Annotated in this window: 26 protein-coding genes; 17 read left to right on the top strand and 9 right to left on the bottom strand. The window is 68.7% G+C overall.

The features are described 5' to 3' along the window. Positions 1 to 175: 175 nt before the first annotated feature. Entirely contained in the window at positions 176 to 316 is a 141-nt protein-coding gene (locus tag AB0E63_RS07995) for a hypothetical protein (RefSeq protein WP_360363031.1), read from the bottom strand. On the opposite strand from AB0E63_RS07995, the gene AB0E63_RS07990 reads away from it, so the two are divergent. Together AB0E63_RS07990 and AB0E63_RS07985 are read left to right on the top strand one after the other, a co-directional pair. Then, complete coding sequence (locus AB0E63_RS07990) at positions 315 to 911, top strand: ATP-dependent Clp protease proteolytic subunit (RefSeq protein ID WP_360363029.1); 597 nt, start codon at positions 315 to 317, stop codon at positions 909 to 911. The two genes, AB0E63_RS07995 and AB0E63_RS07990, sit on opposite strands and share 2 nt — an antisense overlap. Further along, positions 908 to 1,516 carry an ATP-dependent Clp protease proteolytic subunit gene (locus AB0E63_RS07985; RefSeq protein ID WP_360363027.1) on the top strand — a complete coding sequence of 203 codons (609 nt, stop codon included), beginning with the start codon at positions 908 to 910 and terminating at the stop codon, positions 1,514 to 1,516. Before AB0E63_RS07990 ends, AB0E63_RS07985 begins: the two co-directional genes overlap by 4 nt. On the opposite strand, the gene AB0E63_RS07980 is transcribed toward AB0E63_RS07985, so the two are convergent. Beyond that, a complete protein-coding gene (locus AB0E63_RS07980) occupies positions 1,517 to 2,605 on the bottom strand; it encodes a serine hydrolase domain-containing protein (RefSeq protein WP_360363025.1) in 1,089 nt (362 codons plus the stop codon). It abuts the gene before it with no gap. Between the two features lie 59 nt (positions 2,606 to 2,664). On the opposite strand from AB0E63_RS07980, the gene AB0E63_RS07975 reads away from it, so the two are divergent. After that, entirely contained in the window at positions 2,665 to 3,393 is a 729-nt protein-coding gene (locus tag AB0E63_RS07975; RefSeq protein WP_360363023.1) for a PIG-L deacetylase family protein, read from the top strand. A gap of 41 nt (positions 3,394 to 3,434) precedes the next feature. Further along, positions 3,435 to 4,169, top strand: coding sequence for an alpha/beta hydrolase (locus AB0E63_RS07970; RefSeq protein ID WP_360363021.1), 735 nt, complete (start codon positions 3,435 to 3,437; stop codon positions 4,167 to 4,169). On the opposite strand, the gene AB0E63_RS07965 is transcribed toward AB0E63_RS07970, so the two are convergent. Beyond that, on the bottom strand, positions 4,166 to 5,488 hold the full coding sequence (locus AB0E63_RS07965; RefSeq protein ID WP_360363019.1) for a C1 family peptidase: 1,323 nt from the start codon (positions 5,486 to 5,488) through the stop codon (positions 4,166 to 4,168). The genes AB0E63_RS07970 and AB0E63_RS07965 overlap by 4 nt on opposite strands. A 139-nt stretch (positions 5,489 to 5,627) precedes the next feature. Between AB0E63_RS07965 and rpsR the strand changes: the two genes are divergently transcribed. Both rpsR and AB0E63_RS07955 read left to right on the top strand, forming a co-directional pair. Further along, positions 5,628 to 5,870: a 30S ribosomal protein S18 gene (gene rpsR, locus AB0E63_RS07960; protein ID WP_131352936.1), complete on the top strand. Its 243-nt coding sequence runs from the start codon at positions 5,628 to 5,630 to the stop codon at positions 5,868 to 5,870. 79 nt (positions 5,871 to 5,949) lie between these two features. Beyond that, complete coding sequence (locus tag AB0E63_RS07955; RefSeq protein WP_360363016.1) at positions 5,950 to 6,738, top strand: IclR family transcriptional regulator; 789 nt, start codon at positions 5,950 to 5,952, stop codon at positions 6,736 to 6,738. A gap of 130 nt (positions 6,739 to 6,868) precedes the next feature. On the opposite strand, the gene AB0E63_RS07950 is transcribed toward AB0E63_RS07955, so the two are convergent. Next, positions 6,869 to 7,510 (bottom strand): response regulator transcription factor, encoded by a 642-nt coding sequence (locus tag AB0E63_RS07950; RefSeq protein WP_360363014.1) that lies wholly within the window; start codon positions 7,508 to 7,510, stop codon positions 6,869 to 6,871. Beyond that, positions 7,507 to 9,126, bottom strand: coding sequence for a PspC domain-containing protein (locus tag AB0E63_RS07945; RefSeq protein ID WP_360363012.1), 1,620 nt, complete (start codon positions 9,124 to 9,126; stop codon positions 7,507 to 7,509). Before AB0E63_RS07945 ends, AB0E63_RS07950 begins: the two co-directional genes overlap by 4 nt. Positions 9,127 to 9,331: 205 nt before the next feature. Here AB0E63_RS07945 and AB0E63_RS07940 point away from each other — a divergent pair, with 205 nt between their 5' ends. The 10 genes from AB0E63_RS07940 (at position 9,332) to AB0E63_RS07895 (ending at position 19,784) form a co-directional block, all read left to right on the top strand. Continuing rightward, positions 9,332 to 10,657, top strand: a complete 1,326-nt coding sequence (locus AB0E63_RS07940) for a PspC domain-containing protein (RefSeq protein WP_360363011.1) — start codon at positions 9,332 to 9,334, stop codon at positions 10,655 to 10,657. Continuing rightward, positions 10,654 to 10,845, top strand: coding sequence for a hypothetical protein (locus AB0E63_RS07935; protein ID WP_360363009.1), 192 nt, complete (start codon positions 10,654 to 10,656; stop codon positions 10,843 to 10,845). Before AB0E63_RS07940 ends, AB0E63_RS07935 begins: the two co-directional genes overlap by 4 nt. Positions 10,846 to 10,975: 130 nt before the next feature. After that, on the top strand, positions 10,976 to 11,176 hold the full coding sequence (locus tag AB0E63_RS07930) for a cold shock domain-containing protein (RefSeq protein WP_360363007.1): 201 nt from the start codon (positions 10,976 to 10,978) through the stop codon (positions 11,174 to 11,176). A 97-nt stretch (positions 11,177 to 11,273) separates the two neighbouring features. Beyond that, a complete protein-coding gene (locus tag AB0E63_RS07925; protein ID WP_360363005.1) occupies positions 11,274 to 12,428 on the top strand; it encodes an L-histidine N(alpha)-methyltransferase in 1,155 nt (384 codons plus the stop codon). Next, positions 12,425 to 13,138, top strand: a complete 714-nt coding sequence (locus AB0E63_RS07920; RefSeq protein WP_360363003.1) for a hypothetical protein — start codon at positions 12,425 to 12,427, stop codon at positions 13,136 to 13,138. The genes AB0E63_RS07925 and AB0E63_RS07920 overlap by 4 nt, the downstream gene beginning before the upstream one ends. A 74-nt stretch (positions 13,139 to 13,212) precedes the next feature. Further along, positions 13,213 to 15,228 (top strand): hypothetical protein, encoded by a 2,016-nt coding sequence (locus AB0E63_RS07915; protein WP_360363001.1) that lies wholly within the window; start codon positions 13,213 to 13,215, stop codon positions 15,226 to 15,228. A gap of 91 nt (positions 15,229 to 15,319) precedes the next feature. Further along, a complete protein-coding gene (locus AB0E63_RS07910; RefSeq protein WP_360363271.1) occupies positions 15,320 to 16,585 on the top strand; it encodes an extracellular solute-binding protein in 1,266 nt (421 codons plus the stop codon). A 122-nt stretch (positions 16,586 to 16,707) separates the two neighbouring features. Then, positions 16,708 to 17,523 (top strand): sugar ABC transporter permease, encoded by an 816-nt coding sequence (locus AB0E63_RS07905; protein WP_360362999.1) that lies wholly within the window; start codon positions 16,708 to 16,710, stop codon positions 17,521 to 17,523. Beyond that, complete coding sequence (locus AB0E63_RS07900; protein WP_360362997.1) at positions 17,523 to 18,395, top strand: carbohydrate ABC transporter permease; 873 nt, start codon at positions 17,523 to 17,525, stop codon at positions 18,393 to 18,395. Before AB0E63_RS07905 ends, AB0E63_RS07900 begins: the two co-directional genes overlap by 1 nt. Positions 18,396 to 18,449: 54 nt before the next feature. Next, on the top strand, positions 18,450 to 19,784 hold the full coding sequence (locus tag AB0E63_RS07895) for a hypothetical protein (RefSeq protein ID WP_360362995.1): 1,335 nt from the start codon (positions 18,450 to 18,452) through the stop codon (positions 19,782 to 19,784). Here AB0E63_RS07895 and AB0E63_RS07890 read toward each other — a convergent pair. Beyond that, the gene (locus AB0E63_RS07890) at positions 19,747 to 21,216 is read right to left on the bottom strand and encodes a DUF2252 domain-containing protein (protein ID WP_360362993.1); all 1,470 of its coding nucleotides are present in this window, start codon (positions 21,214 to 21,216) and stop codon (positions 19,747 to 19,749) included. The genes AB0E63_RS07895 and AB0E63_RS07890 overlap by 38 nt on opposite strands. Before the next feature lie 151 nt (positions 21,217 to 21,367). Between AB0E63_RS07890 and AB0E63_RS07885 the strand changes: the two genes are divergently transcribed. Beyond that, complete coding sequence (locus AB0E63_RS07885; protein ID WP_360362991.1) at positions 21,368 to 21,907, top strand: potassium channel family protein; 540 nt, start codon at positions 21,368 to 21,370, stop codon at positions 21,905 to 21,907. On the opposite strand, the gene AB0E63_RS07880 is transcribed toward AB0E63_RS07885, so the two are convergent. The 3 genes from AB0E63_RS07880 to AB0E63_RS07870 are packed head-to-tail and all read right to left on the bottom strand — an operon-like array spanning position 21,898 to position 23,606. After that, positions 21,898 to 22,383 (bottom strand): hypothetical protein, encoded by a 486-nt coding sequence (locus AB0E63_RS07880; RefSeq protein WP_360362989.1) that lies wholly within the window; start codon positions 22,381 to 22,383, stop codon positions 21,898 to 21,900. The two genes, AB0E63_RS07885 and AB0E63_RS07880, sit on opposite strands and share 10 nt — an antisense overlap. Before the next feature lie 9 nt (positions 22,384 to 22,392). Continuing rightward, positions 22,393 to 22,875: an RDD family protein gene (locus AB0E63_RS07875; protein ID WP_360362988.1), complete on the bottom strand. Its 483-nt coding sequence runs from the start codon at positions 22,873 to 22,875 to the stop codon at positions 22,393 to 22,395. Beyond that, positions 22,872 to 23,606 carry a hypothetical protein gene (locus AB0E63_RS07870; protein ID WP_360362986.1) on the bottom strand — a complete coding sequence of 245 codons (735 nt, stop codon included), beginning with the start codon at positions 23,604 to 23,606 and terminating at the stop codon, positions 22,872 to 22,874. Before AB0E63_RS07870 ends, AB0E63_RS07875 begins: the two co-directional genes overlap by 4 nt. Positions 23,607 to 23,611: the final 5 nt, after the last annotated feature.

The following is a 23,611-nucleotide window of genomic DNA, read 5'->3' as shown; positions in this document are numbered from 1 at the left end:
GGAGGCGACGGGACCGTTGTCACCGGCAACGATTTGGATCGGTGCCGGCGACGACCTGCTCGAGGTCGTGGACGGCGCCGAGGAGCGGCTGACTGCCTACGGTTGCACGATCGAGCGGATCCCGGACTCGGCCACACCTTCCCAGCGGACTTCGCCGATCGGGTACGGCGGGTCCTCAGGAGAGCTGACGGGTGAGCTGGAGCACCACCGGGTCGGGGTTGCCGAACCAGAGCAGGACCTTGTCCGCTGTGGGCAGACTTGCCGTCAGCAGAAAAGCTGGGGTCACCATGGTTCGCCCGGTCAGGGTGGAAGACATGGCAGAAGACAACAAAGCGCCGCTGTTCAACGAGTCGGCCCGGCAGCGGTTGCTCGGGCAGCGGATCGTCGTACTGGACGGAACACTCGACGACGACAACGGGACCTTGCTGGCGACCCAGATCCTGACGCTGGCCGCCGAGGACCCGGACGCCGACATCGCGTTGTGGATCCACTCGCTCGGCGGCTCGGTGCCGTCGATGCTCGCGATCCGGGACGTGATGCGGCTGGTGCCGTGCAACGTGTCGACACTGGCGATCGGACTGGCCTGCAGCGCCGGACAGTTCCTGCTGTCGGCCGGTACGCCGGGCAAGCGCTACGCACTGCGGCACGCAAGGGTGCTAATGCATCAGGGATCGGCCGGGATCGGCGGATCCGCGGTGGAGATCGAGATCCAGGCCAACGACCTGCGGCACATCCGCGATACGGTCCTGGCGCTGATCGCGGAGGACACCGGGCAGCCGTTCGACACGGTGCACGAGGACTCCCTGCACGACCACTGGTACACCGCCGAACAGGCCCGCCAGTACGGCTTCATCGACCACATCGTCGAGTCCTTCGACCAAGTGATGCCCGCACGAAAGGCGGCCGCATGAGCAGCTACACAATCCCCAATGTCATCGCGCAGCACCCGCGCGGCGAGCGGATCATGGACGTCTACTCGCATCTGCTCAGTGAGCGGATCATCTACCTCGGTACGGCGATCGACTCCGGCGTCGCGAACGCCGTGATCGCGCAACTGCTGCACCTGGAGGCGGACAAGCCCGAGCAGGAGATCGGGATCTTCATCAACTGCGAGGGCGGCGACATGACCGCGATGCTCGCGATCTACGACACGATGCGGTTCATCCAGTCGCCGATCGCGACGTACTGCGTCGGCCAGGCCATCTCGGCCGGGGCGGTGCTGCTGGCAGCGGGTGCACCGGGGCGTCGCGCCGTCCTGCCGCATGCCCGGATCGTCCTGCACCAGCCGGCCGCCCGTGGCCAGGGCACGATCCCGGACCTGATCTTGCAGGCCGACGAGGTGGTCCGGGTCCGTGGACAGGTCGAGGAGATCCTGGCGCGGCACACCGGGCAGTCGATCGAGCGGCTGCGGCACGACACCGACCGGGACCACGTGCTGACCGCGGAAGGGGCCAAGGAGTACGGCATCGTCGACGAGGTGATCACCGAACGGGTCCCACTCGCCGCCTTCGCCTGATCAGTCCGCCGCGGCGAGGATCTCGTCGGAGACGGCGGCGTGGTGGGCGAGGTCGGCCTTCGGGCGGCCGACGCGATTGGTGAGGTAGGCGTAGGCGATCCGCCGGCCCGGGTCGGCCCAGCCGAGACAGCAGTTGCTGCCGTTGTGACCGAAGGCGCGCGGGCTGCTCGCCGACCCGAGCGAGCTGACCGCTCCCGGGATGGAGCGCGGGCCGCCGAGCTGGAACCCCTGCGACCAGCGGATCGGCGCTCGCGCGACCGGGTCGAACTCGCCCTCGCTGCTCGGCTCGACCGCGTTCGCCAGCGTCTCCGGCCGCAGGATCCGGCCGGCCGGACCGAGACCGCCCTGCAGCAGGGCCTGGTAGAGCGCGGCCAAGTCCCGCGCGGTGGTGGAGATGCCGGCCGCCGGTACGACGGCCTCCCGCGTACTGCGGCGGTTCACCACCGACTGGATGAACGGGCCGGCCAGACCGGCAGCACGGATGGGGACAGCCCGCTCCCACTCGTCCTCCGGCAACCCGAGGTAGGTGTCGGCGACCCCGAGTGGTTCGAGGACTGAGCGCCGTACCAACTCCTCGATCGGCCGGCCGGCGCAGCGCCGGGCGACCTCGCCGAGGATGAACCCGTAGGCCAGCGGGCTGTACGCGACCGTGCCGATCGGCCAGCGTGGCCGGGCGTCCTCGATCCGCTGCAGCGACCGGTCCCAGTCGGCCATCGCACGGACGTCTCCCAAGTACGACCCGGCGTGGGACACACCGGACCGATGCCGCAACACGTGACGGACGGTGATCTCCCGCTTGCCGTTGTGCCCGAACCCGGACCAGTACGCCGCCACCGCGTCGTCCAGGTGGAGACGGCCGGACTCGACCAGCTGATGGATGACGATGGCGACGTACGGCTTGCTCGCGGAGAAGAGCCAGAACAGCGCGTCCGGCGGACAGCCGAGGCTCCGGTCGACCACGACTTGGCCGTCGCGGACGACACACAGTTGCGCGATCGCTCCACGAGCCTCGACCAGCTCGAGCGCCGCACCGAGCCGGCCGGCGTCGAGGCCGACGTCCTGTGGTTCACACACGCCGCCGAAGTCCATCGTCCCCTCCCTGGAAACCAGCTTGCCGTGCCAGGCAAGTACCCAGTTAGGGTCGACGGGTGAGCGTGCCTGAGGGGAATCCACGACCGGACAGTGAGATCGAGCGGGTGCTGGCGGTCGTCGCGCACCCGGACGACATCGACTTCGGCGGCGCCGGCACGGTCGCGATGTGGACCAAGGCCGGGATCGAGGTGCACTACTGCATCGTCACCGACGGTCAGGAGGGCGGCTTCGAGCCGGACCGGGACCGGGCCGAGATCCCCGCGGTCCGCCGGGCCGAGCAGACCGCGGCGGCCGGGCACGTCGGCGTCACCGACCTGCACTTCCTCGGGTACGCCGACGGCGCGGTCGAGCCGACGCCGGACCTGGTCCGGGACATCGTTCAGCTGATCCGGCGGATCCGCCCGCAGCGCCTGCTGACTCAGTCCCCCGACCGCGACTGGTCCCGTCTCCAGGTCTCGCACCCCGACCACCTCGCTGCCGCGGAGGCGACCGTCCGCGCCTTCTACCCCGCGGCCGGCAACCCGTACTCCTTCACCGAGCTCGTCGAGGAGGCGTGGGACGTCGGCGAGCTCTGGATGATGGAGCACGCCGACCTCAACCACTACGTCGACATCACCGACACCATGGACCAGAAGATCGCCGCCCTGATGTCGCACCCCAGCCAGCACCGCGATCCCGAGACGCTCGCCGACCACATGCGGTCCCTGAGCCGCCGCCGGGCGACCGCCGCGGGTTTCCCGGCCAACCGCTACGCCGAAGGATTCACCGTCATCCGCCTGCGCTAAACGGGTTTGCGGTTGTCCGCCGGACGAGTCAGGGTGCGGGCATGACGATTTCTCATGCGGTGGTTGGGACTGGACCGGCGGTGCTGCTCGTGCACGCGGGAGTTGCGGATGCACGGATGTGGGGACGGCAGGTCGAGGAGCTGAAGGCGGACCACCGGGTGATCACGGTTGACCTGCGCGGGTACGGCGAGACTCCGCTGGAGGCGGGCGCCAAGTACTCGGACGCGGGCGATCTGCTGGAACTGCTCGACGAGTTGGGCGTGGACAGCGTGGCCGCGGTCGGTGCGTCGTTCGGCGGGTACGTCGTACAGCAGGCGGCCAGCCGGCAGCCGGAGCGGTTCAACCGGCTGGTGCTGATCTGCGCGCCGACGGACAACGTCGTACCGACGGACGACCTGCGGGCGGTGTGGGCCGAGGAGAACCAGTTCCTCGAGGCCGGTGACGTCGACGCGGCCACCGACCTGATGGTGCGGAGCTGGATCGGGCCGGACGCGGACGATGAAGCACGTGAGCTGCTCCGGGCCATGCAGAAGCGGGCCTACGAGGTGCAGATCGCCGCCGGTGACGACGTGGACAACGAGGAGTACGCCGTCGAGCCGGAGAAGATCAGCGCGCCCGTGCGATTGATCACGGGCGCGCATGACTTCCAGTTCTTCGCCGACTCCGCGACCTACCTGGCCGAGCGGCTGCCGAACGTCGAGCGGATCGACCTCCCGTGGGCCGGCCACCTGCCGACCCTCGAGCGTCCGTCCGAGGCGTTGCGGTTGATCCTCTAGTCGGCGAGGGCGCCCATCGGGTCCCAGGCCGGCAGGACGATCGGCTCGTCGTCGAGCCGCGCCTGGAGCTCGGCGGGCAGGGCGGACCGGCGGACGGCGATCTCGAAGACGTGCTCGCCGAACCACGAGTCGTTCATGGTCCAGAAGCCGTTGTCCGCCTTCTCGTCGCCCCAGCTGTTCTCCACCCGCCAGCGCCGCGGCTGACCGTCGAGCACGTCCACACCGGTGAACAGCATCGCGTGCGTCATCAGCGTCTCGTGGTGCACCAGCCGGTCGGCCTTGTTCAGGCTGAACTCGGTGTCGTAGACGGAGCCGTAGTCGTACAGCTTGGCGTCCCAGTAGCCGAGGTCGGCGTTCATCTGCTTGCCGACGTCGCACCCGAACCAGACCGGCTCACCGCCGACGACCGCGTCCTGGGTGAGCTGCTTCATCAGGTCGATGTCGACGTTCAGGTAGACCACCGGCGGGGCGTCGATGACGTTGCCCAGGTAGTCGACGGTGAAGGTCCGGCCGACCGGGCTGGTCTCCCGCGGGTCGTGCACGAGGCAGACGTACTCGTCGACGGGCAGCTGCACGTACGTCGCCGCGAATTCGGCCGGCGTGGTCCAGCCGTCGCGGTGGAAGGCCTTGTCGCCGTCCTTCCACTGCCACAGGAACTTCTGCGGCGGCGTCCCGAGGTGGATGCTCAGCACCCGGTGCACCGTGGTCAGGATCTCCTGCTTGCGGTCGCGCCGTGCCTCCGTGCCGTCCAGCGCCCGCAGGTCGCGCGCACCTTGGCGGAGCAGCTTGCGCAGGATGTCGTTCATCTGCCCGGTCGAGGACGAGCTCTCGGTCTCCGGCATCGCCGACTTCGGCACCAGGCCGTGCTTGCGGACCACCGCGATGAACATGTTCCACTGGCCGCCGTCACCGATCGGGTCGGACAGCAGGTGCGCCACCGTCCGGTCGTCGGCGTCGCGGTCCGCGGTGTCGATGATCGCCTCGAGGAAGAAGTTGGCCCGCTCGAACTTGTCCCAGAAGAGCACGTAGTTCTGGGAGAACTCGAAGTCCTTGACCCCGAGCTTCCCGGCCGCGCCGGCGCGCAGCAGGTTCAACCCGGCGAACAGCCAGCAACGGCCGCTCTTCTTCTGGTTGGTCACCTTCCAGTCGTCCAGCAGGTTCGACACCGAGTGGTCGATCGAGGTGACCACCTGTCGGTCCAGGGCGATGGTATTGACCGGCGTCTGCGTGACGGCGTTCTGCATCACCCGGTACTGCGGGTTCGACGCGAACTCCTTCTCGAAGAGCGCGAGCTGTTCGGCTGTGAGATTCCGCTCCATAGCAGTCGACGGTATAACAGCGACCAAGCCGGTACCGCCTCTGCCGGGGTGGCGAATGTCTGCCCTGTCCAAAACCCGCCACCAGCAGGCCCTTGCGTTATGCTAAATGAAAACGACATTCAACAAAGGAGGGGTGGCCATGCCTCGACGTCCGGCCCCGACCGGCAAGCGCAAGCCGAAGCAGAATCCGCTCGACCGCGACGGCATCACCTACATCGACTACAAGGACACCGCGCTGCTGCGCAAGTTCATCTCCGACCGCGGCAAGATCCGCTCCCGCCGGGTCACCGGGCTGTCGGTGCAGCAGCAGAAGCAGGTCGCCCGGGCGATCAAGAACGCCCGCGAGATGGCCCTTCTGCCCTACACGTCGGCCAACCGCTGAGCGTCGTACGAGCGTTTGACCTTCCACTCACCGGAAGCACACGGTTTCCGCTCAGCGGAAGGAACGCCATACTGCGCGCATGACGGCGAGTGTGAGTTCGCGACTGCTGGCGGTGCTGCGCACCTTCAGCCATCGCACGCCGTCCCAGACTCTCTCGGAGATCAGCCGGCGCTCCGGACTGCCGCTCACCACGACTCACCGGCTGGTGCGCGAGCTGCTGCAGGGCGGCGCGCTCGAGCGTGACGCCGACGGCCGCTACCGGATCGGCCTCTGGCTGTGGGAGCTCGCCGCGCTCGCCCCACGCGGCCTCGGACTGCGCGAGCTCGCGATGCCGTTCCTGGAGGACGTCTTCGAGGCGACCCGGCAGCATGCGCAGCTCGCCGTACTCGATGGGGCCGATGCCGTGTTCCTCGAGCGGATCTCCGGCCGCGGTGCGGTACATGTGTTCACCCGGGTCGGTGGCCGGTTGCCCTTGCACGCGACCGGCGTGGGCCTGGTGCTGCTGGCCCACGCCGACCGCGAACTGCAGGAGACCGTGATCGCCGGACCGCTCAAGCGCTTCACCCGTCATACCGTTGCCGACGGCGAGCAGCTACGGCGCCGGCTCGCGGACATCCGGCGCGACGGGTATGTGATCAGCAGTCGCGCGATCGAGGAGATCAGCCTCTCGGTGGCGGCACCGGTGTACGGCGCCGACGACCGGGTCGTGGCCGCGGTGTCGACGGTCGTCCCGTACGGGCGCCACGATCCACTGACCCTGGTCCCGTTGATCAAGGCCGCCGCCCGCGGGATCTCACGCGTGCTCGGTGCTCCCAGTGCCACCGGCCTCCCCAAGTCGGTCCGCCGCACGTCCTGGCAACCGGACTGAGCCCCGCTATCGGCAGGTCAACCTAGGAGGGTTTTACCCCCAATGAGGGACATTTCCCTCCCATGTCGACGCCCAGGTTCTCCCCTCGAGCGCGTGACGATGCATGCGGGGTGGAGAGGGCTTGGGTGGGTCAGACGAGCCGGCGGTCGGTGGCCCAGCGGGTGAGTTCGTGGCGGTTCGACAGCTGGAGCTTGCGTAGCACCGAGGAGACGTGGGTCTCGACCGTCTTCACCGAGATGAACAGCTCGCGGGCGACTTCCTTGTAGGCATAGCCGCGCGCGATCAACCGCAGCACCTCACGCTCTCGCTGCGACAGGCGATCCAGGTCCTCGTCGACCGTCGCGATGTCGATCGCGCCGGAGAAGGCGTCCAGGACGAAGCCGGCCAGCCGCGGCGAGAAGACCGCGTCACCGTCCGCGACCCGGTTGATCGCGTCGATCAGCTCGGTGCCGCTGATGTTCTTGGTGACGTAGCCGCGGGCGCCGGCCCGGATCACGCCGATCACGTCCTCGGCCGCGTCCGATACCGACAGCGCCAGGAACTTGACGTCCGGGTGCCGCTGGTGGACCTGCTTCATCACCTCGATACCGCCGCCACCGGGCAGGTGGACGTCCAGCAGTACGACGTCGGGCTCGGTACCCACGATCGCCTTGACCGCGGTGTCGACGTCGGATCCCTCCCCGACGATGTCGACCGAGGCGCCGATCTCGCTGCGCACCCCGGCCCGGAACATGTCGTGATCGTCGATGACGACAACGCGCCTGCTGCTCATCTGTCCATCTCCAGTCGCACTTCGGTCCCTGTCTCCGGATCGGACCGCACCATCGCGCGGCCGCCGTGCCGTTCCATCCTGCCCATCACACTGTGCCGCAGGCCGAGCCGGTCGTCCGGCACGCCGTCGACGTCGAACCCCTTGCCGCGGTCGCGGACGAACATCTCCGCCCGGTCCCCGTCCACCTCGACGAACACGTCGATCTTCGCCGCACCGGAGTGCTTGGCCGCGTTCACCATCGACTCGCGCGCGGCCCGGACCATCGCCGAGAGCCCCTCGGTCAGGTCACAGTCCCCGACCGTGACCACCTCGACCGGCACGCCATGCGAGTCCTCGACCTCGGCCGCGGCCCGCTTGGCGGCACCGGCGAGGGTCTGGTCGGTGTTGTCGTCCTCGTCGTACAACCAGGACCGCAGTTCACGTTCCTGCGACCGCGCCAGCCGGGCCACGGCGCGCGGGTCGTCGGCCTGCTTCTGGATCAGCGCCAGCGTCTGCAGGACCGAGTCGTGCAGGTGGGCGGCCATGTCGGCGCGCTCCTGCGACCGGACCCGCTCGGCCCGCTCCGCGTTCAGGTCCCGAGTCAGCCGGTGCACCCACGGCCCGGCGATGACACCCAGCCCGACCACCGCGAGCAACAGCGCGATCAGTACGTCGCCGACCATCGAGAGCCGGCCGTTCTGCACCAGGAACACGGTGACCGCGGTCCCGATCAGGACCAGGCCGACCGCGATCCGGGTCAGCGACTTCCAGCCACCCTTGCCGAGCAGGACACCGAGGAACGGGACGCGCATCCCCTTGGTCCACTCGGCCTTCTGACTCTCGTCAGCCTGTCGCCAGATCAGCGCCAGACCGGTGCCGGCGAACACCAGCGGCCAGAACATCTTCCCGGCGATCCCGAGCCCGGCGACCTGCAGCAGGAGCAGCAGCCCGACGCCGATGGCCACCAGCGCCGTCACCTGACCGCGGCTCTTCTCCCGCTTCCGCTCCTTGGCCTCGGTCACCGGCGGTGGCGGCTCGTCCGAGCGCATCCCGCTCCGCGTGTGCGCCGCCAGCCCCGGCGCGGCCGGCATGGTCTGCGGCGCCAGCGGCATCAGGAACCACAACGCCGCGTAGATCAGTACGCCGAACCCGCCGAAGACCGTGGCCGCGATCAGCACCAGCCGGACGACCGTGTCCGACACACCGAGGTGATCCGCGATGCCCCCGGCGACGCCGGCGACGATCCGGCCCTCGGTACGGCGATACGCCCGGCGGACCGGTGGTGCGTCGATCGGCGGCCGCGGCTGACCCGGCTGACCCGGCTGACCGGCGTACGCCTGACCGCCGGACGCTTGCCCGGGGAAGCCTGGCCCGTAGCCCGGCCCGGCCGGTCCACCGAACGCCGGGCCCGCACCGGCGTACCCGTTCCCGGCCGCGGCTCCCGCGACCTGCGCGGCGGCGGCCTGCCGGGCGGCGTAGGCGGCATACGGACCTTGGTACTGCTTCGGCCCCTTCGGACCCCAGCCCTTGTACTGCCACTGGTCCGTGCCGGGAGACTGAGCCTGCGCAGGCGGAGACTCGGGAGGGGCTCCGTTCGCGGAGGACCCGCCCGAGGGCGTGGCTGCTGGCTGGCTCATCACAACGATCGTCACATGTGGACAGGGCCGACACCAGCGGGCTTGTCCCCGGCTGTCTCCTCAGCACCGGTTGACCCTGCTCAGGGTCCCCTCCGGGAGAACCCCGAAAAGCCTGCCTGGCGGCACCCGGCGTCCGGGCGACTCCGGGGTCCTCTGGGGGCATCCCCGATGTGATCAGGGCGCCGGGCGCGCCACTATCGATGTCATGGAGCAGAACCAGAGTGGACCCGGTGGGTTCGACCGCGGCGGCCTGCAGAACGTGCAGAGCTGGCAGCGGAGCCGGTCGGACCGGTGGGTGGCCGGCGTCTGCGGCGGAATCGGCCGCGCGCTGAACATCGACCCGGTCCTGATCCGCGTGGTGATGGCCGTCCTGATCATCAGCGGTCCGGGGGTCATCTTCTACATCGCCGCCTGGGTGCTGATGCCCGACGAGGGCAGTGAGCGCTCGGCGGCGCAGGGTCTGCTCGGCGACCGCATCCGGCCCGACCACCCGTGGCTGTGGCCGATCGTGATCGGCGTCTGCGTGTTCGTCGCCATCGCGATGATGTCGTCGTTCAACATCGGCCGGTTCGTCCCCGGCCCGCTGATCGTGCTCGCGGTGATCTGGCTGGCGGCCAAGCACCGCAAAGGCCGGCGGGTCAGTGGGAACGGCCCCGGCATGCAGTGGAACAACCAGCCGCAGGGCGATGAGCCACCGCGGCCCCAGGACACGACTTCGGCGTTCCAGCAGCCCACGACCTCGGCGTACATGCCTCCTCAGACCGGCCCGTCAGCTCCCCCGACGGGTACGGCGTCCTCGGCCACACAGCGACCCCAGGACCGCACCGTCGAACCGGTCCAGGCTGTGTGGACCGAGGACGACCCCCTTGGCCTGTACGTCGACGAGCCGCCGACCGGGCCTCCGCCCGCCCGGACGAAGCCGGCCGGACCGCCCGCCAAGGGTGTCCGCGGGATCAAGTCGATCGTCGTACTGCTGACCGGTCTCGCGATCGGGATCGCCGCGCTGGCGGGCGCGCCGACGGCGACCATGCTGATCATCGGCCTTGCCACGCTCGGCGCGGGCATGCTGCTCGGTGGATTCGTCGGCCGCACGCTGGCGCTGCTGCCGCTGGGCCTCTTGCTCGCGGCCGGCGCCGTGGTGAGCACTGTCTTCCCGAACGGGCCCCGCAACTTCGCCGACACCAACTACGTCGCGCCGGTTGGCCAGACCATCACCGCGACCGGGACGAACTACCAGTTCGACGCGGGCTCGGTGATCCTGGACCTGACCAAGGCGAAGTTCGCGCCGGGCGCCAAGGTCGAGGTGCACGGCGGGGTCGGCGAGGTGGTCGTCAAGCTCCCGCAGAACGTCGACGTCGACGGGCAACTGTCCACCGAGATGGGCGACGTGGCCTGGCTGAACGAGCACAAGGGCGGCCATAATGCGGAGCTGACCGTGAAGGACCTCGGCGCCGACGGAAAGGCCGGCCCGGAGCAGGTCACCCTGGACCTGGACCTCAGGCTGGGCAGCATCAAGGTGGAGCGCGGATGAAGCACCCCGACAAGCGGACCAAGGCGGATGTGCCGGGCGTCGTCGCCGGTACCATCCTGACCGGCGCCGCGACGATCTGGATGCTGAACGACAACGGCATCCTGCAGACCGACGACCTCGGCGTCACCGGCGCCCTCCTGCTCGTCACCGCCGGCGTCATCGGCCTGGCCGCCTCGCACCGCGGCTGACTCTGAGGTGGGATCGTCGCTCGGGTGAGGAGCGGGCTCGGCTAGGCTTGTGGACCGCTCGACGGCTCTTGGCCGGGGGCGAGTACCCGAGGGGTCCGGGTCAAGCGGATCCCGTGGTCAAGGAGTTCCGATGGTGCGCGGCACCGTGAAGTGGTTCAACGCCGACAAGGGCTACGGCTTCCTGGCCGTCGACGGCCAGGACGACGTGTTCGTCCATTGGAGCAAGATCGTCTCCGACGGCTACAAGACCCTGGAGGACGGCCAGCCGGTCGAGTTCCAGATCGTCGACGGCCCCAAGGGCCGCGAGGCCGACACCGTCACCCCGGTCTGAACGCGGCGCAACCAGTTGCCGCCGCACCCGGGTTTCCGGACTGCACCGATCCTCGACAACCGGTAACCTGTCGTCTCACCGTGTGAGGGGTGGAGACGTGGCAGAGCCGGTACCCGTGATCCGCAAGCTCGAGCAGGCGCTGTCCGACGACGACTTCGCCTGGTCGCTGCTGCTGGTCGGCGAGGACCAGACCGACAAGCTCGCCACGCTGACCGGCGACCTGCGCGGACCGTTCTCCAAGACCGGTGACGGCAAGCAGATCACCTCGGGCTTCTCCTACTGGGGCATCGGGCCGACGATCGCCTGGGCGAACGCCACCAACGACCCGTTCTACTTGGTCATGAAGGCCGGCGCGGAGTCCTTCCTGCGGCACTGGCGCAAGGTCCGCCCGCACGTCGACAACGGCGGCTTCCACCTGGTCAGCCTCGGTGTCGGCACGGGCGTGAAGGACCGCACGATCCTCGGCGACATGCGCCGGCACAACCGGGACATGTTCTACATCCCGGTCGACATGAGCTCGGAGATGCTCCGGATGGGCACCCTGGAGCCGGTCCGCGGCGCCCGCTTCCCGATGTCGCAGGTGCTGCCGGTGCAGCTCGACTTCTCGATGGCCGACAACATGGACGAGCTCGCCCAGATGCTGTCCCGGCTGGTCGCCGACGACCCGATCCTGTTCACGCTGACCGGCAACACGCTGGCCAACTTCGAGAGCGACGAGGAGTTGCTCAGCACGCTGACCCGGGTGCTGCGGCCGCAGGACCGGCTGCTGCTCGAGGTCGCCACCACCAGCAGCCTGGACCCGGAGGCGGCGAAGGCGGCCGCCGACGAGTACCACCAGACCCGCGCCTTCGCCGAGTTCGTCACCAGCGCACTGCGCTACAACACCGATCTGACCATCGACAACGACCGGATCGACTTCCGCGGCGAGGTCGAGACCGACGACGCGCTGCGGGTGAAGATCGTCTGGCAGAACAACACCGGTTCGCCGATCGTGATGGGTCTGCCGGACCACACCGAGGTGGTGCTCGAGCCGGAGGACACGATCCTGCTCTACACCACCCGGAAGTTCTCCACCGAGCGGCTGAAGAAGCTCACCACCGCCTGCGACCTGACGCCGATCGAGCACGCGCACTCCGGTTTCCGGTACACGCGCCGCCCGAGTCCCTTCGGCCTCGACCTGCTCCTCCTCGCGCCGGGCTCGGCCGGGGACCTCACGACCTCGAGCCTGGCTGACGACATCTGGTCCACATGAGTGATGGGGTGCCCGATCCGGACGTGCGCCGCGCGCGGTCAGGGGTGCTGGCACGGTTACGGCAGCTCCGGCTGGCACTTCCATTGGTCGACGCGCGCTGGGCGGTGTACCGGCGGACCGTGGTCACGGCGGTCAGCTACGGGCTGCTCGCGCTGGCGTTCGTACTCGGCGTCATCTGGTTCTTCTGGCCGGAGAACTCGCGCTGGGAGCCGGCCGTCAACTCGCTCACCCTGGTCGCCGGGCTGACCGGCATCTTCGTCGAGCGGCTGACTGCCGAGGCAGAACGCCGTACGGAGGTGCTTCGGGCGGTCGCGGACGAACTGCGGGAGAACACCCGGCTGCTCAGCGACGACCGGTTCTCGCCGAACACCCCGACGACCCGGCAGGTCTACCCGCGGCTGGTGGTGTCCGCGGTCGACCTCGCGCTGGTGTCGGGCGCCCTCGGGCTGCGCCGCGATGCCGAGCTGGTCGGCCTGCTGCACCGGTGGCGCGACACCGTGCACCTGTTCAACCGGCGGCTCGACCTGACCGAGATCAGCACGTTCTCGAACACGATCTCGCCGACCGAGCTGGCCGCGTTCCACCGGGCACTGCACCGCGAGAACAGCTACTTCGCCGCCACCCGCGAGATGCTCGACAACCTCCTGACACACTTAACGGCCGGGGCCGTAAACCGGGCGAACTCTGCCAGTACCGGCAAATCCGGCTGAGTGGTTGACTTCGCCACACCGTGAGAGCTTCACTTTCGGACAGGACCGTAAATACGGCACCCCGGAGGCATCGCATGCGATCAGTCCGCTCGCTCATCGCGGTGGCGCTCGCCGCCGTACTCGTCACCACTCCGACCACACCTGCGCAGGCCAAACCCGGTCCACCGACCGGCACGCTCGTCTCGCTCGGTACGCCGCTGTCCGACGTACTCCTGATCGGGGGCACCGTCGCTCCCGGCCCGAACGGCAAGACGGCGATCTGGAACGTCTCCACAGGTAGCCCGGCGTACCTGAACGCCATCGACCCGGCCACCGGCGCCAGCCTGCTCTCCGCGGCGCTGCCCGGCGCCGACGGCAGCTACGCGGTGGCCGCCACGCCGGACGGCACGATCTATGTCGGTACGTACAGCAACGGCCACCTCTACCGCCTACGCCCGGGCAGCACGGTCGAGGACCTCGGCCGGCCGATCGCGACCGAGAGCTTCATCTGGCGCATCACAACCGATGACCAAGGCAACGTGTACGGCGGAACGTTCCCGAACGGCAAGGTCTTCCGGTACGACGACCAGACCGGCGCCGTCCGCGACTACGGCACGGTGAAACCCGGCCAGACGTACGTCAAGAGCATCGACTACGCCGACGGCAAGATCTACACCGGCTCGCTGCCCGACGCGCACATCATGGAGGTCGACGTCACGACCGGCGCGATCACCGAGCTCCCCTCGCCACCCGGACTCGGCGACCCGGCCGACAAGGTCGTCTACGACCTGAACGCCCGCGGCGGCCGCGTCTACGCCCGGATCAGCACCGCCTTCCCCGGCCCGCTCTACGTCTGGGACGTCGCGAGCCGGACCTGGGTGGACGAGATCCCGAACGCCCATGGCCTGGACATCTCCCCGGTCGGCGCGAACGGTGAGATCTACCTGATCCAGGCGAGCGAGCTGAAGAAGTACGACCCGGCGACCAAGACGCTGACCGGGAGCGGCCTGACCTTCACCGGCCGGATCCAGAACGCCCGCTCGATCGGGTACGCCGACCTCGGCCTGCCCGACTACCCGGGCACCAGCGTGGTCGGCACGCTCTGGCGCGGCGAGGAGTTCCGGTACAACCCGCAGACCGGCAAGTCCGAGATCTTCCAGACCCAGGTACGACGTGAGCCGATCGAGATCCTGTCCGTGGCCGGTGGCAAGGACAAGATCTACACCGGTGGCTTCCTGAACGGCGGCGTGTCCGTGGTCGACCCGTCCACCGGCGCGGCCACCTTCAACCGGTTCTCGCAGGTCGAGGCTCTGTTGGAGGGGTCCGACGGCAAGCTGTGGATCGGCGCCTACCCCGAGGCACGGCTCTACGCCTACGACCAGAGCCAGCCCTGGAGCAGTCCGGAGTACTCCCCCGGACCGCCCGGTACGCCTGACAACCCCAAGCAACTGCTGAACCTCAAGGCTGACCTGTTGCAGACCCGCGCGCGTGCCCTGGTCGAGGTGAACGGCAAGATTGCCGTCGGCACCGTCCCCGACGGCGACCGGCTCGGCGGCGCGCTGGTCATCTACGACCCGAGGACCAACACGGCGCAGAAGTACCGCAACGTGGTCCAGGACGAGAGCGTCTTCGGCCTGACCGCCCAGCACGGCATCATCTACGGCGGTACGTCGATCGCCGGCGGACTCGCGACCACACCACCGACCCGGGACGCGGGCACCGTGTTCGCCTGGGACGTGGCCAAGGCCCGCAAGCTGTGGGAAACCGTCCCCGTGCCCGGCGCGGCCACGGTATCGTCCGTGACGATCGGACCGGACGGGCTGCTCTGGGGCGTGGCCGGCAACACCGTGTTCGCCGTCGACCCGCAGTGCGGCAAGGTGCTCAAGTCCTTCACGCTCGGGACCACCACGTCCAGCGGCGACATCGTGGCGACCCCGGAGGCGGTCTACGTGAGCATCGACCTGAACAAGATCTACCGGATCGCGCCCGGAGAGAAGGCGATCCCGACGCTGTTCGTCGAGCACGCGCACCGGCGGCTCGGCGTCCGGGGAGATCACCAGCTGCTGCTCACCAGCGGCTCCACCCTGTTCCGAGTTGATATCAGCCGTTGACAGCCGAAATTCGACCCGGCTACTTTCGGTCCTGACCGTTATTCGGTCTCCTACTTTCCGGCCCTGACTTTCCGGACACCCTGGGGGTGTGATGATTTCGACCGTTCGCCGCATCGCGGCACCACTCATGGCGCTCGTGCTCGCCGCCGCGCTCAGTTCCTGCGGCAACGACGACTCGGGCTCCTCGTCGGAGAAGAAGAGCGTCACGCTCTGGATGTACCCGGTCATCGCCGACCAGGCGACCAGCGACGCCTACTGGAAGAAGGTCGAGACCGACTTCGAGGCGGCCAACTCCGGCATCGACCTGAAGGTCGAGATGCAGCCGTGGGCGAACCGCGAGGAGAAGCTCGCCGCCGCGTTCTCGGGCAAGAAGGGCCCGGACGTGCTGCTGATGATCCCCGACCAGATCCCGCAGTACGTCAAGAGCGGCTCGCTGGAGCCGATCGACGACGTGGTCGAGCCGGACAAGGACAGCTTCCTGCCGGCCGCGATCCCGGGCCTGACCGTCGACGGCAAGGTGTACGGCGCACCGATTTACCACACCGTCACGACGACGATGTACAACAAGACGATCCTGACCAAGGCCGGGATCAGCACGCCGCCGGAGACCTGGGACGAGATCAAGGCGGCCGCTCCGAAGATCAAGGCCGCCGGGTTCTCCACGCTGGACTACTCGGCCTCGCCGGAGGCGACGCTGAACCTCAGCTTCTACCCGCTGCTGTGGCAGGCCGGCGGCAAGGTGTTCGCCGACGACGGCAAGACCGTGGCGTTCAACCAGGCTCCGGGTCTGGAGGCGCTGACCTTCATCAAGAACCTGTGGGACGAGGGCGCGATCTCGAAGACCGCACTCACCAGCGTGCAGACGATCACCGACTCGGCGCTCGGCAAGGGGCAGGTGGCGATGGCGTTCACCAGCGTCCCGGCCGACGCTGCCACGGTCGGGAAGACCTGGGGTGCGGCGAACGTCGAGGTCGGCGCGCCGCTGACCGACAAGAAGCAGGTCGGGTACGGGATCCCGGGTGGTCTCGTGATGAACGCCGCGACGGGCAACCCCGACGGGGCGAAGAAGTTCTTGTCGTTCATGGTCCAGCCGGCCCAGTTGGACGCGCTCAGCAAGGCGTCCGGCTACTACTCGCCGCGCAAGGACGCGAAGTACGAGTCGACCGACCCCAACGCCGCGAAGTTCAAGGACGCCCTGCAGTACGCCGTACCCGGTGAGGCGAACCCGTCCGCGCGGCAGGTGATGTCGATGCTGAGCACCGAGATCCAGGCCGTGCTGACCGGCAAGAAGCAGCCGCAACAAGCGCTGGACGACGCCGCCAAGCAGGCCAACGACCTGCTCGCGAGGCAACGTTGACGGATACCGTGCCGACGGCCGACGGGGTCGCGGGTCGGGCAGGACCCGCGGCCGGCCGGTCGTCGCGCTCACGGGGTGGGCCTCGGCGCAGGCCCTGGATCGGGTTGCTGTTCCTCGCCCCGATGCTGCTGCTGTTCCTGCTGTTCCGCTTCCTGCCGGCGATCGGCGCCCTGTTCCTGTCGCTGACCGACTACCGGATCAGCGGCACGTGGGATTTCATTGCCTTTGACAACTACACGCGGTTGTTCTCGGACAAGGTGTTCCACGAGGCGCTGGTGGTGACGATCACCTACACGGTGATCTTCGTCCCGCTGACCATGCTGCTCTCGCTCGGCACCGCCGTACTGCTGCATCAGGTGGTCTGGAAGCGCGGCTTCTTCCGCGGCGTCTTCTTCCTGCCGTACGTGACCAGCATCGTGCTGGCCGCGGTGCTCTGGAAATGGATCTACGACGCGCAGGACGGTCTGCTGAACGGCGTCCTCGGGCTGGTGAGCGTCGGCCCGGTCGACTTCCTCGGCCAGTCCGGGTCGGTGCTGCCGTCGATCGCGGTCACCTCGGCCTGGAAGGGCTTCGGCTACTCGATGCTGATCCTGCTCGCGGGCCTGCAGGCGGTGCCGAAGTCGTACCTGGAGGCCGCGATGATCGACGGCGCCGGTACCTGGCAGCGGTTCCGCTACGTCACCCTGCCGCAACTGCGCCCGGTGCTGTTCTTCGTGCTGGTGATCGAGACCATCGGCGCCTTCCAGGTCTTCGACGCGATGTACGTGATGACCGGCGGCGGCCCGGTCCGCTCCAGCTACTCGCTCGTGTACTTCCTCTACGACAGCGGCTTCAAGTACTTCGACTTCGGCTATGCCAGCGCGATCGGTCTGGTGCTGTTCCTGATCGTGCTGATCGTCTCGCTCGTGCAGCGACGGCTGGTCGGGAGGGACGACTGATGGTGAACGTGCTCGAACGACCACCCGTGCGGGAGCAGAAGGAGACCTCGGCGGCCGGACAGCGGCCGGCTGCCCGGCTGACGCTGCCGACCCTGCTGACGCTGACCGCGATCGTCACGGTCGTGCCGTTCGCGGCGATGGTCCTGGTCGCGTTCGCACCGCCGAGCGGCCGGACCTTCCCGGACGCGCTGAACCCGGCCCACTTCACCTTCGAGAACTTCTCGAGGGTGCTGTCGAGCTCGGACATCCCGCGCTGGACGGTCAACTCGCTGCTGTACTCGCTGGTGTCGGTCGTGTGCGTGCTGCTGTTCGCCTCGATGGCCGGCTACGCGTTCGCGAAGAAGAAGTTCCCCGGCCGGGAGATCATCTTCTGGGCGTTCCTGGCCACGCTGATGGTCCCGTTCCAGGCGACCCTGATCCCGTCGTACATCCTGGTCTCGCGGCTGGACTGGGTGGACAGTTACTGGGGCCTGATCGTGCCCACGCTGGCGAACTCGCAGGCCGTGTTCCTGATACGGCAGTTCATCAGCCAGCTCCCGGACGAACTGTTCGAGGCGGCCGAGATCGACGGCGCCCCGGAGTGGCGGATCTTCACGATGATCGTGCTGCCGCTGATCCGGCCGGTGCTCGCGACGCTGGGGATCTTCGTGTTCCTGTGGCACTGGAACGACTTTCTGTGGCCGCTCGTGATCGGCCAGTCCGGAAAGATGCAGACCCTGACCGTCGGCCTGGCCACGCTGCAGACCCAGGCGGTGCCGATCAACGAGGTCATGGCCGGCGCGACCATCACCGTCGTACCGAGCCTGCTCGTGTTCGGCCTGTTACAGCGCTACCTGACCGACAGCATCGCGATGTCGGGGCTGAAAGCCTGAAGATCATCCGTTGCAGGTGAGGACGTCCGGGCCCCCGGCCACCACTGTGGGGTCATGAGTGACAGCGAGGAGCTGGCACAGCTGCGCCGGCGCGTGGCGGAGCTCGAGGTGGAGCTCGACGCCGCGAAACACGAGGCGCCGGGGGCCCCGGAACGATCTACGCGCGCCCACCGCTGGCGGGCGATCTCGGCAGCGGTGCTGATCACGCTCGCCTGCGTACTCGCGCCACTGTCGGCCACCGCCGTCTGGGCCAGCCGGCAGATCTCCGACACCGACCGGTACATCGAAACCGTCGCACCGCTGGCGAGCGACCCCGCCGTGCAGGCCACGGTCGCCAACGCGGTGACCAACGAGATCTTCAACGCCATCGACATCCAGGGCATCACCACAGAGGCTCTCAACGCGATCGCCCAGCAGGGTCTGCCCCCGCGGGTGGCGAGCAACCTGCAGGCACTCAGCGGGCCGCTCGCCAACGGTGTGCAGGGGTTCATCCGCGACCAGGTCAACAACTTCGTCGCGAGCCCCGAGTTCGCCAATGTCTGGCAGACCGCGAACCGGACCGCGCACACGGCCCTGGTCAACATGCTCGAAGGCAACCAGGGTGGCGCAATCAGCGCCCAGAACGACACAGTCACGCTCAACCTGGCGCCGATCATCGCGCAGGTGAAGGAGCGGCTGGTCGCACGCGGCTTCGGCCTGGCCGACCGCATTCCGACCATCGACAAATCGATCGTACTGGCGCAGTCCGACAGCGTGACCAAGGCCCAGGGCCTCTACCGGCTGCTCAACACCCTCGGTGTCTGGCTGCCGATCATCGCCCTGATCCTGTTCGTCGCCGGGGTGTACGTCGCCCGGGACCACCGCCGAGCGCTCCTCCTCGGCGCGCTGGGCGTCGTGGCCGGCATGCTGGCGCTGGGAGTCGGCCTGGCCGTCGGGCGCGCGCTCTACCTGAACGCCCTGCCGCCCGAAGTGCTGTCCCGCGACGCCGGTGGAGTCATCTTCGACACGATCGTGCGATACCTGCGGTACGGCATCCGCGCGGTCGGGGCACTCGCACTCATCGTCGCGATCGCGGCGTTCTTCAGCGGCCCGTCGGTCTCCGCCGTTCGGGCTCGGACCGGGTTCAAGAAGGGGATCGGCTCGCTGCGTGGATCGGCCGAGTCGGCCGGTCTGAACACGGGACGCGTCGGAAGCTGGACGTACGCCCACAAGCGTTTGCTGCTGATCGCCAGCGTCGTCGGTGGCGCCCTCGTACTCACCTTGTGGTCGCGGCCGACCGTCACCGTCGTCGTGGTCATCGCCTTGGTGGTGCTGTTCGCGGTGGCCGTGATCGAGTTCCTCGGCCGGCCTCCTACAGACCGGTCTCCGCTGGAAGGCGCCCGCTCTTGACGGCGTCGACGAACGCTGTGTAGTCACGCTCGTTCACGTCGGCGTACGCCTCGCCGAACTCGGCCATCGCGTCCGGGAAGGCGTCGTCGCTGTTCAGGTAGGTCGCGAGGGCGATCCGGTCGCCGGAGCGGGCGTGCGCCCGGGCCAGGGTCCAGCCACAGAGCGCGCCGTACATCGTCATCCCGTTCGGATCCATCCGCTCGACCTCGGCGGACCCCTTCATGTCGCGCAACTGGCGCACGTAGAAGTCGCGCTCCCGGCCGTCGATGCCCTCGACCCGCTGCCAGCCGAGGAAGATGTCGCTGGCCGCCTGCATCAGCCGCTGGCCGTGCACGACCCGCTCGCCCTCGTTCCGCGGCCCGCGCTGCCGGAAGGCGGACGGAACGTGCGCCCGGAGGACCGACGGACCCGCCTCCTTCACCTGCAGGAACAGCGGATCACCGTCGTCGCGGCCGCGCAGCAGCACGATCCAGCAGCGAGTACCGACGCTGCCCACGCCCACGACCTTGCGGGCCAGGTCGACGAACTCGAACTCGTCGAACAGGGCCCGGCGTTCACTCGGCAGCGTGCGGCGGTAGCGCAGCAGCAGGTTCCTGATCTGGTCTTCGAGCTCCGCCCGGCTGGCGTCGGGCAGCAGGTCGGACATCGAAACGATCAACGGCGGATCCGACTTGATCCGCACCCCGTCGTCGGTGAGCTCGGTCAGCTTGGCGAAGGCTTTCAGGCTGTCGCTGCTGCGTGCCTTGGACAACGCCTGGTCGACGTTCTTGCGCCGCTTCGAGCTCAGCTTGTCGCGCAGCGCCTGCTCGAGCTCGTCGATGTCCGCTCGCGCGTACCAGACGTCGAGAGCCCGCATGGTGGCGAAGTCGGCGGTGGCGTCGCGGTACCGCCGGACAGCCTCCCGAACGACCTTGCGCCGTTCCTTGCCGGAGAAGCCGTTGCCGCGGCCGGCGACCGCGAGACTCGTGGCCAGCCGTTTGACGTCCCACTCGAACGGACCGGGGGCGGACTCGTCGAAGTCGTTGACGTCGAACAGCAGCCGGCGCTCGGGGGAGCCGAACAGACCGAAGTTCGACAGGTGAGCGTCACCGCACAGCTGGGCGCCCAGACCCGACACAGGCCCCGCGCCGAGGTCGGCCGCCATCCCCGCGGCGTTGCCCCGGAAGAAGGCGAACGGGGACTCCATCATCCGGCCATGGCGCACCGGGACCAGCTCGGGAACGCGGTCCCGAGCCTGGTCCTCCATCGCGTCGACCGGATCCGGCCGCTTCGGCGACAGCACCAGCTCCGCCTGGGCGCGCGGCGGCAGCACCGTGCGTGCCGCGAGTCCGCGGCGAGCCCGCTGCCCCGGGGTCAGCCGGCCGGCCGGCACCGTCAGGTGGCCGATCGTGCTTGTGGGCGTCTGCACCGCCGTCGTGCCACGTGCATCCATACCGTCGCGCCCCCTCCGGTCGTGCTCGTGCATATCCGTCCAGCCAACAACCGAGCCCACGGGCGAGCATCCCCCGCGGCGGATGAAGCCGCCGCGATCTCCTCCAGCGGAGAGGATGCCGGACCGTCGCCGGTGCGCTCTACTGAGCGGGGTGAAAGATGCCGAGGCCTCCTACCGACGCCTTTCCAAGGGCGAGCGACACCGGCTCGCGCGGACGTCGCTGCTGCGCTCCCTGCTGGTTTCGGTGGTCATCGTCGTCGGCTACTACGTCCTCCCGATGAACCTCGCCGACGATGCCGTGACCGTGTATCTGGCGGTCGGGCTCGTCGTGGTGACCCTCGTGCTCTTCTGGCAGCTCCGTGACATCGCCAGGTCGCCGTACCCGCGGATCCGGGCGATCGGCGCACTGGCCACGTCCGTACCCCTATTCCTGGTCGTCTTCGCCGCGACCTACTACGTCATCGGTCAGACCTACCGGGGGAGCTTCTCCGAGCCGTTGACCCGAACCGACTCGATGTATTTCACCGTGACGGTCTTCTCGACGGTCGGGTTCGGCGACATCGTCCCGATCTCCGAGGCGGCCCGCGTGGTCACCATGGTGCAGATGTTCGGCGATCTGCTGATCGTCGGGATCGGCGCCAAGGCGCTGCTGACCGCCGTGCAGGCCGGCCTCAACCGCCGTCACGATTGACCGGACTCCTCCCGCATCACGCGCATCTCGTCGCCGTGCACGGTCAGCGCCCAGATCACCAAGATGTCGACCGCGATCATGATCGTCGACCAGATCGGGTACGCCGCGAGGAAGGCGACGTTCACCACGATGCTGACCACGGCGAGGATCACGCCGGCGATCCGTCCCCACAGCCGGCCGTTGAGGAGTCCGATCCCGGCCGCGATGACGATCACGCCCAGCGCCAGATGGATCCAGCCCCACCCCGTGTAGTCGAGGTGAATGGTGAGCCCGCGCCGGCCGACCAGGTAGAAGTCGTCCTCGAACAAGGCCACGAACCCCTGGAAGGCGTGGAACATCCCCTCGACGATCATCATCACGCCCGCGAACAGGATCCAGCCGACCCATTTGCTCGGCCACTCGGGCACCTGGACCTCGCCGGGTCCGGCGGATTGCACGTGCCTGCCCCTAGACGTGGTGGTCTCTGGCTCCGCCATGGTGAACTCCTAGTCGAGGTGTCTGGGTTGCCAGTCGTAGATGACCAAGGTGCGCAGGATGAGGTCCTGCAGCGAACGGTGGTTGCGGCCGCCGGCGCACAGCACCAGCCCGATGGGGAACAGCGTGTACAACAGTGCCCGGAGGAACGCGATGTGCGGTGGCAGCCGCCGGCGGTGACGATTGACCACCCGCAACCCCATCAGATGGCAGCCGACGGTGCGGCCAGTGATCCACCACGCGGCGAACAAGTAGAGGAACGCCGCCAGCAGCGCTGTGGTCACGAGCGGCAGCGGTGACGCCTCGGTGAACTGGAATCCCCGGGGATCGATCAGGAACAGGACCCCGTTGACGCCCAGGTAGCCGATCAGGATCAGGGCGACCACCACGATCGCATCGACGAAACCGGCGATCGTCCGGGTGACCAGGCCGGCCGGCCGGCCCTGGAACCCGCGGGCCTCCCTCGGGACGATGGAGATCCCGTCCACGGTCATGATTCCGTCGCCGGCACCTTCCGGCCGAACCGCAGCCGGATCCGGCCGACCGCCCGGCCGACCGCCTCATCGCCCGCCACGCTCTGCATCCGTACGCCGCGCACCGTGTCGGAGGCCACCGAGCCGGTGGACTGACGGATGATCTCGGCCAGGTCGACCTCGGCGATCACCCCCTCGGCCATCCCGGCGATGTCGATCCGGGCGAGAATCTCGTCCATGTCGACGGATGCGACCACCTCGTTCAGGTCCACGTTGTCCTTGACGAGCTGGGTGAGATCGATCGGTTCCAGCAGGATGGTGACGACCCTGGGCACCACCGGCTGGAGAACCGCACTCACTTGGCCTTTCAGCTCCTGGCGATTCGCGGCGCCGTACTGGGCCAGATTCGCCAGCACGGTGTCCGCGTGGTAGCGCGTCGGCACCACCGGGGGCCTGCGGAGCACGCCCACCGCCGGACCGAGCACTCTCCGCACCCGGCGCCCGACAATGCCCGTGACCGCGACGGCGAGGGCCGTGGCGCCGATCATGACATCGACGACGTCGATCGGCTCGCGGCTTGGCGCTGCCGGTGCCGTCGGCGCTGAGGGAGCTGACGGTTCCGGCGGCACGTCGATCGGAGTCCCGGAGTCTGCGGGGAGCCCGTCGGCCAGGGTCCCGGAGTCTGCCGGGAGCCCGTCGGCCAGGGTCCCGGGGTCGGTCGGAAGCCCGGAGTCATCTACTGGAGTACCCACCAGGC

This window comes from Kribbella sp. NPDC026596 (assembly GCF_040638415.1).
GTDB lineage: Bacteria > Actinomycetota > Actinomycetes > Propionibacteriales > Kribbellaceae > Kribbella.
The sequence above is the reverse complement of the archived record's forward strand: the minus strand, read 5'-3'. Positions and strand labels throughout refer to the sequence as shown.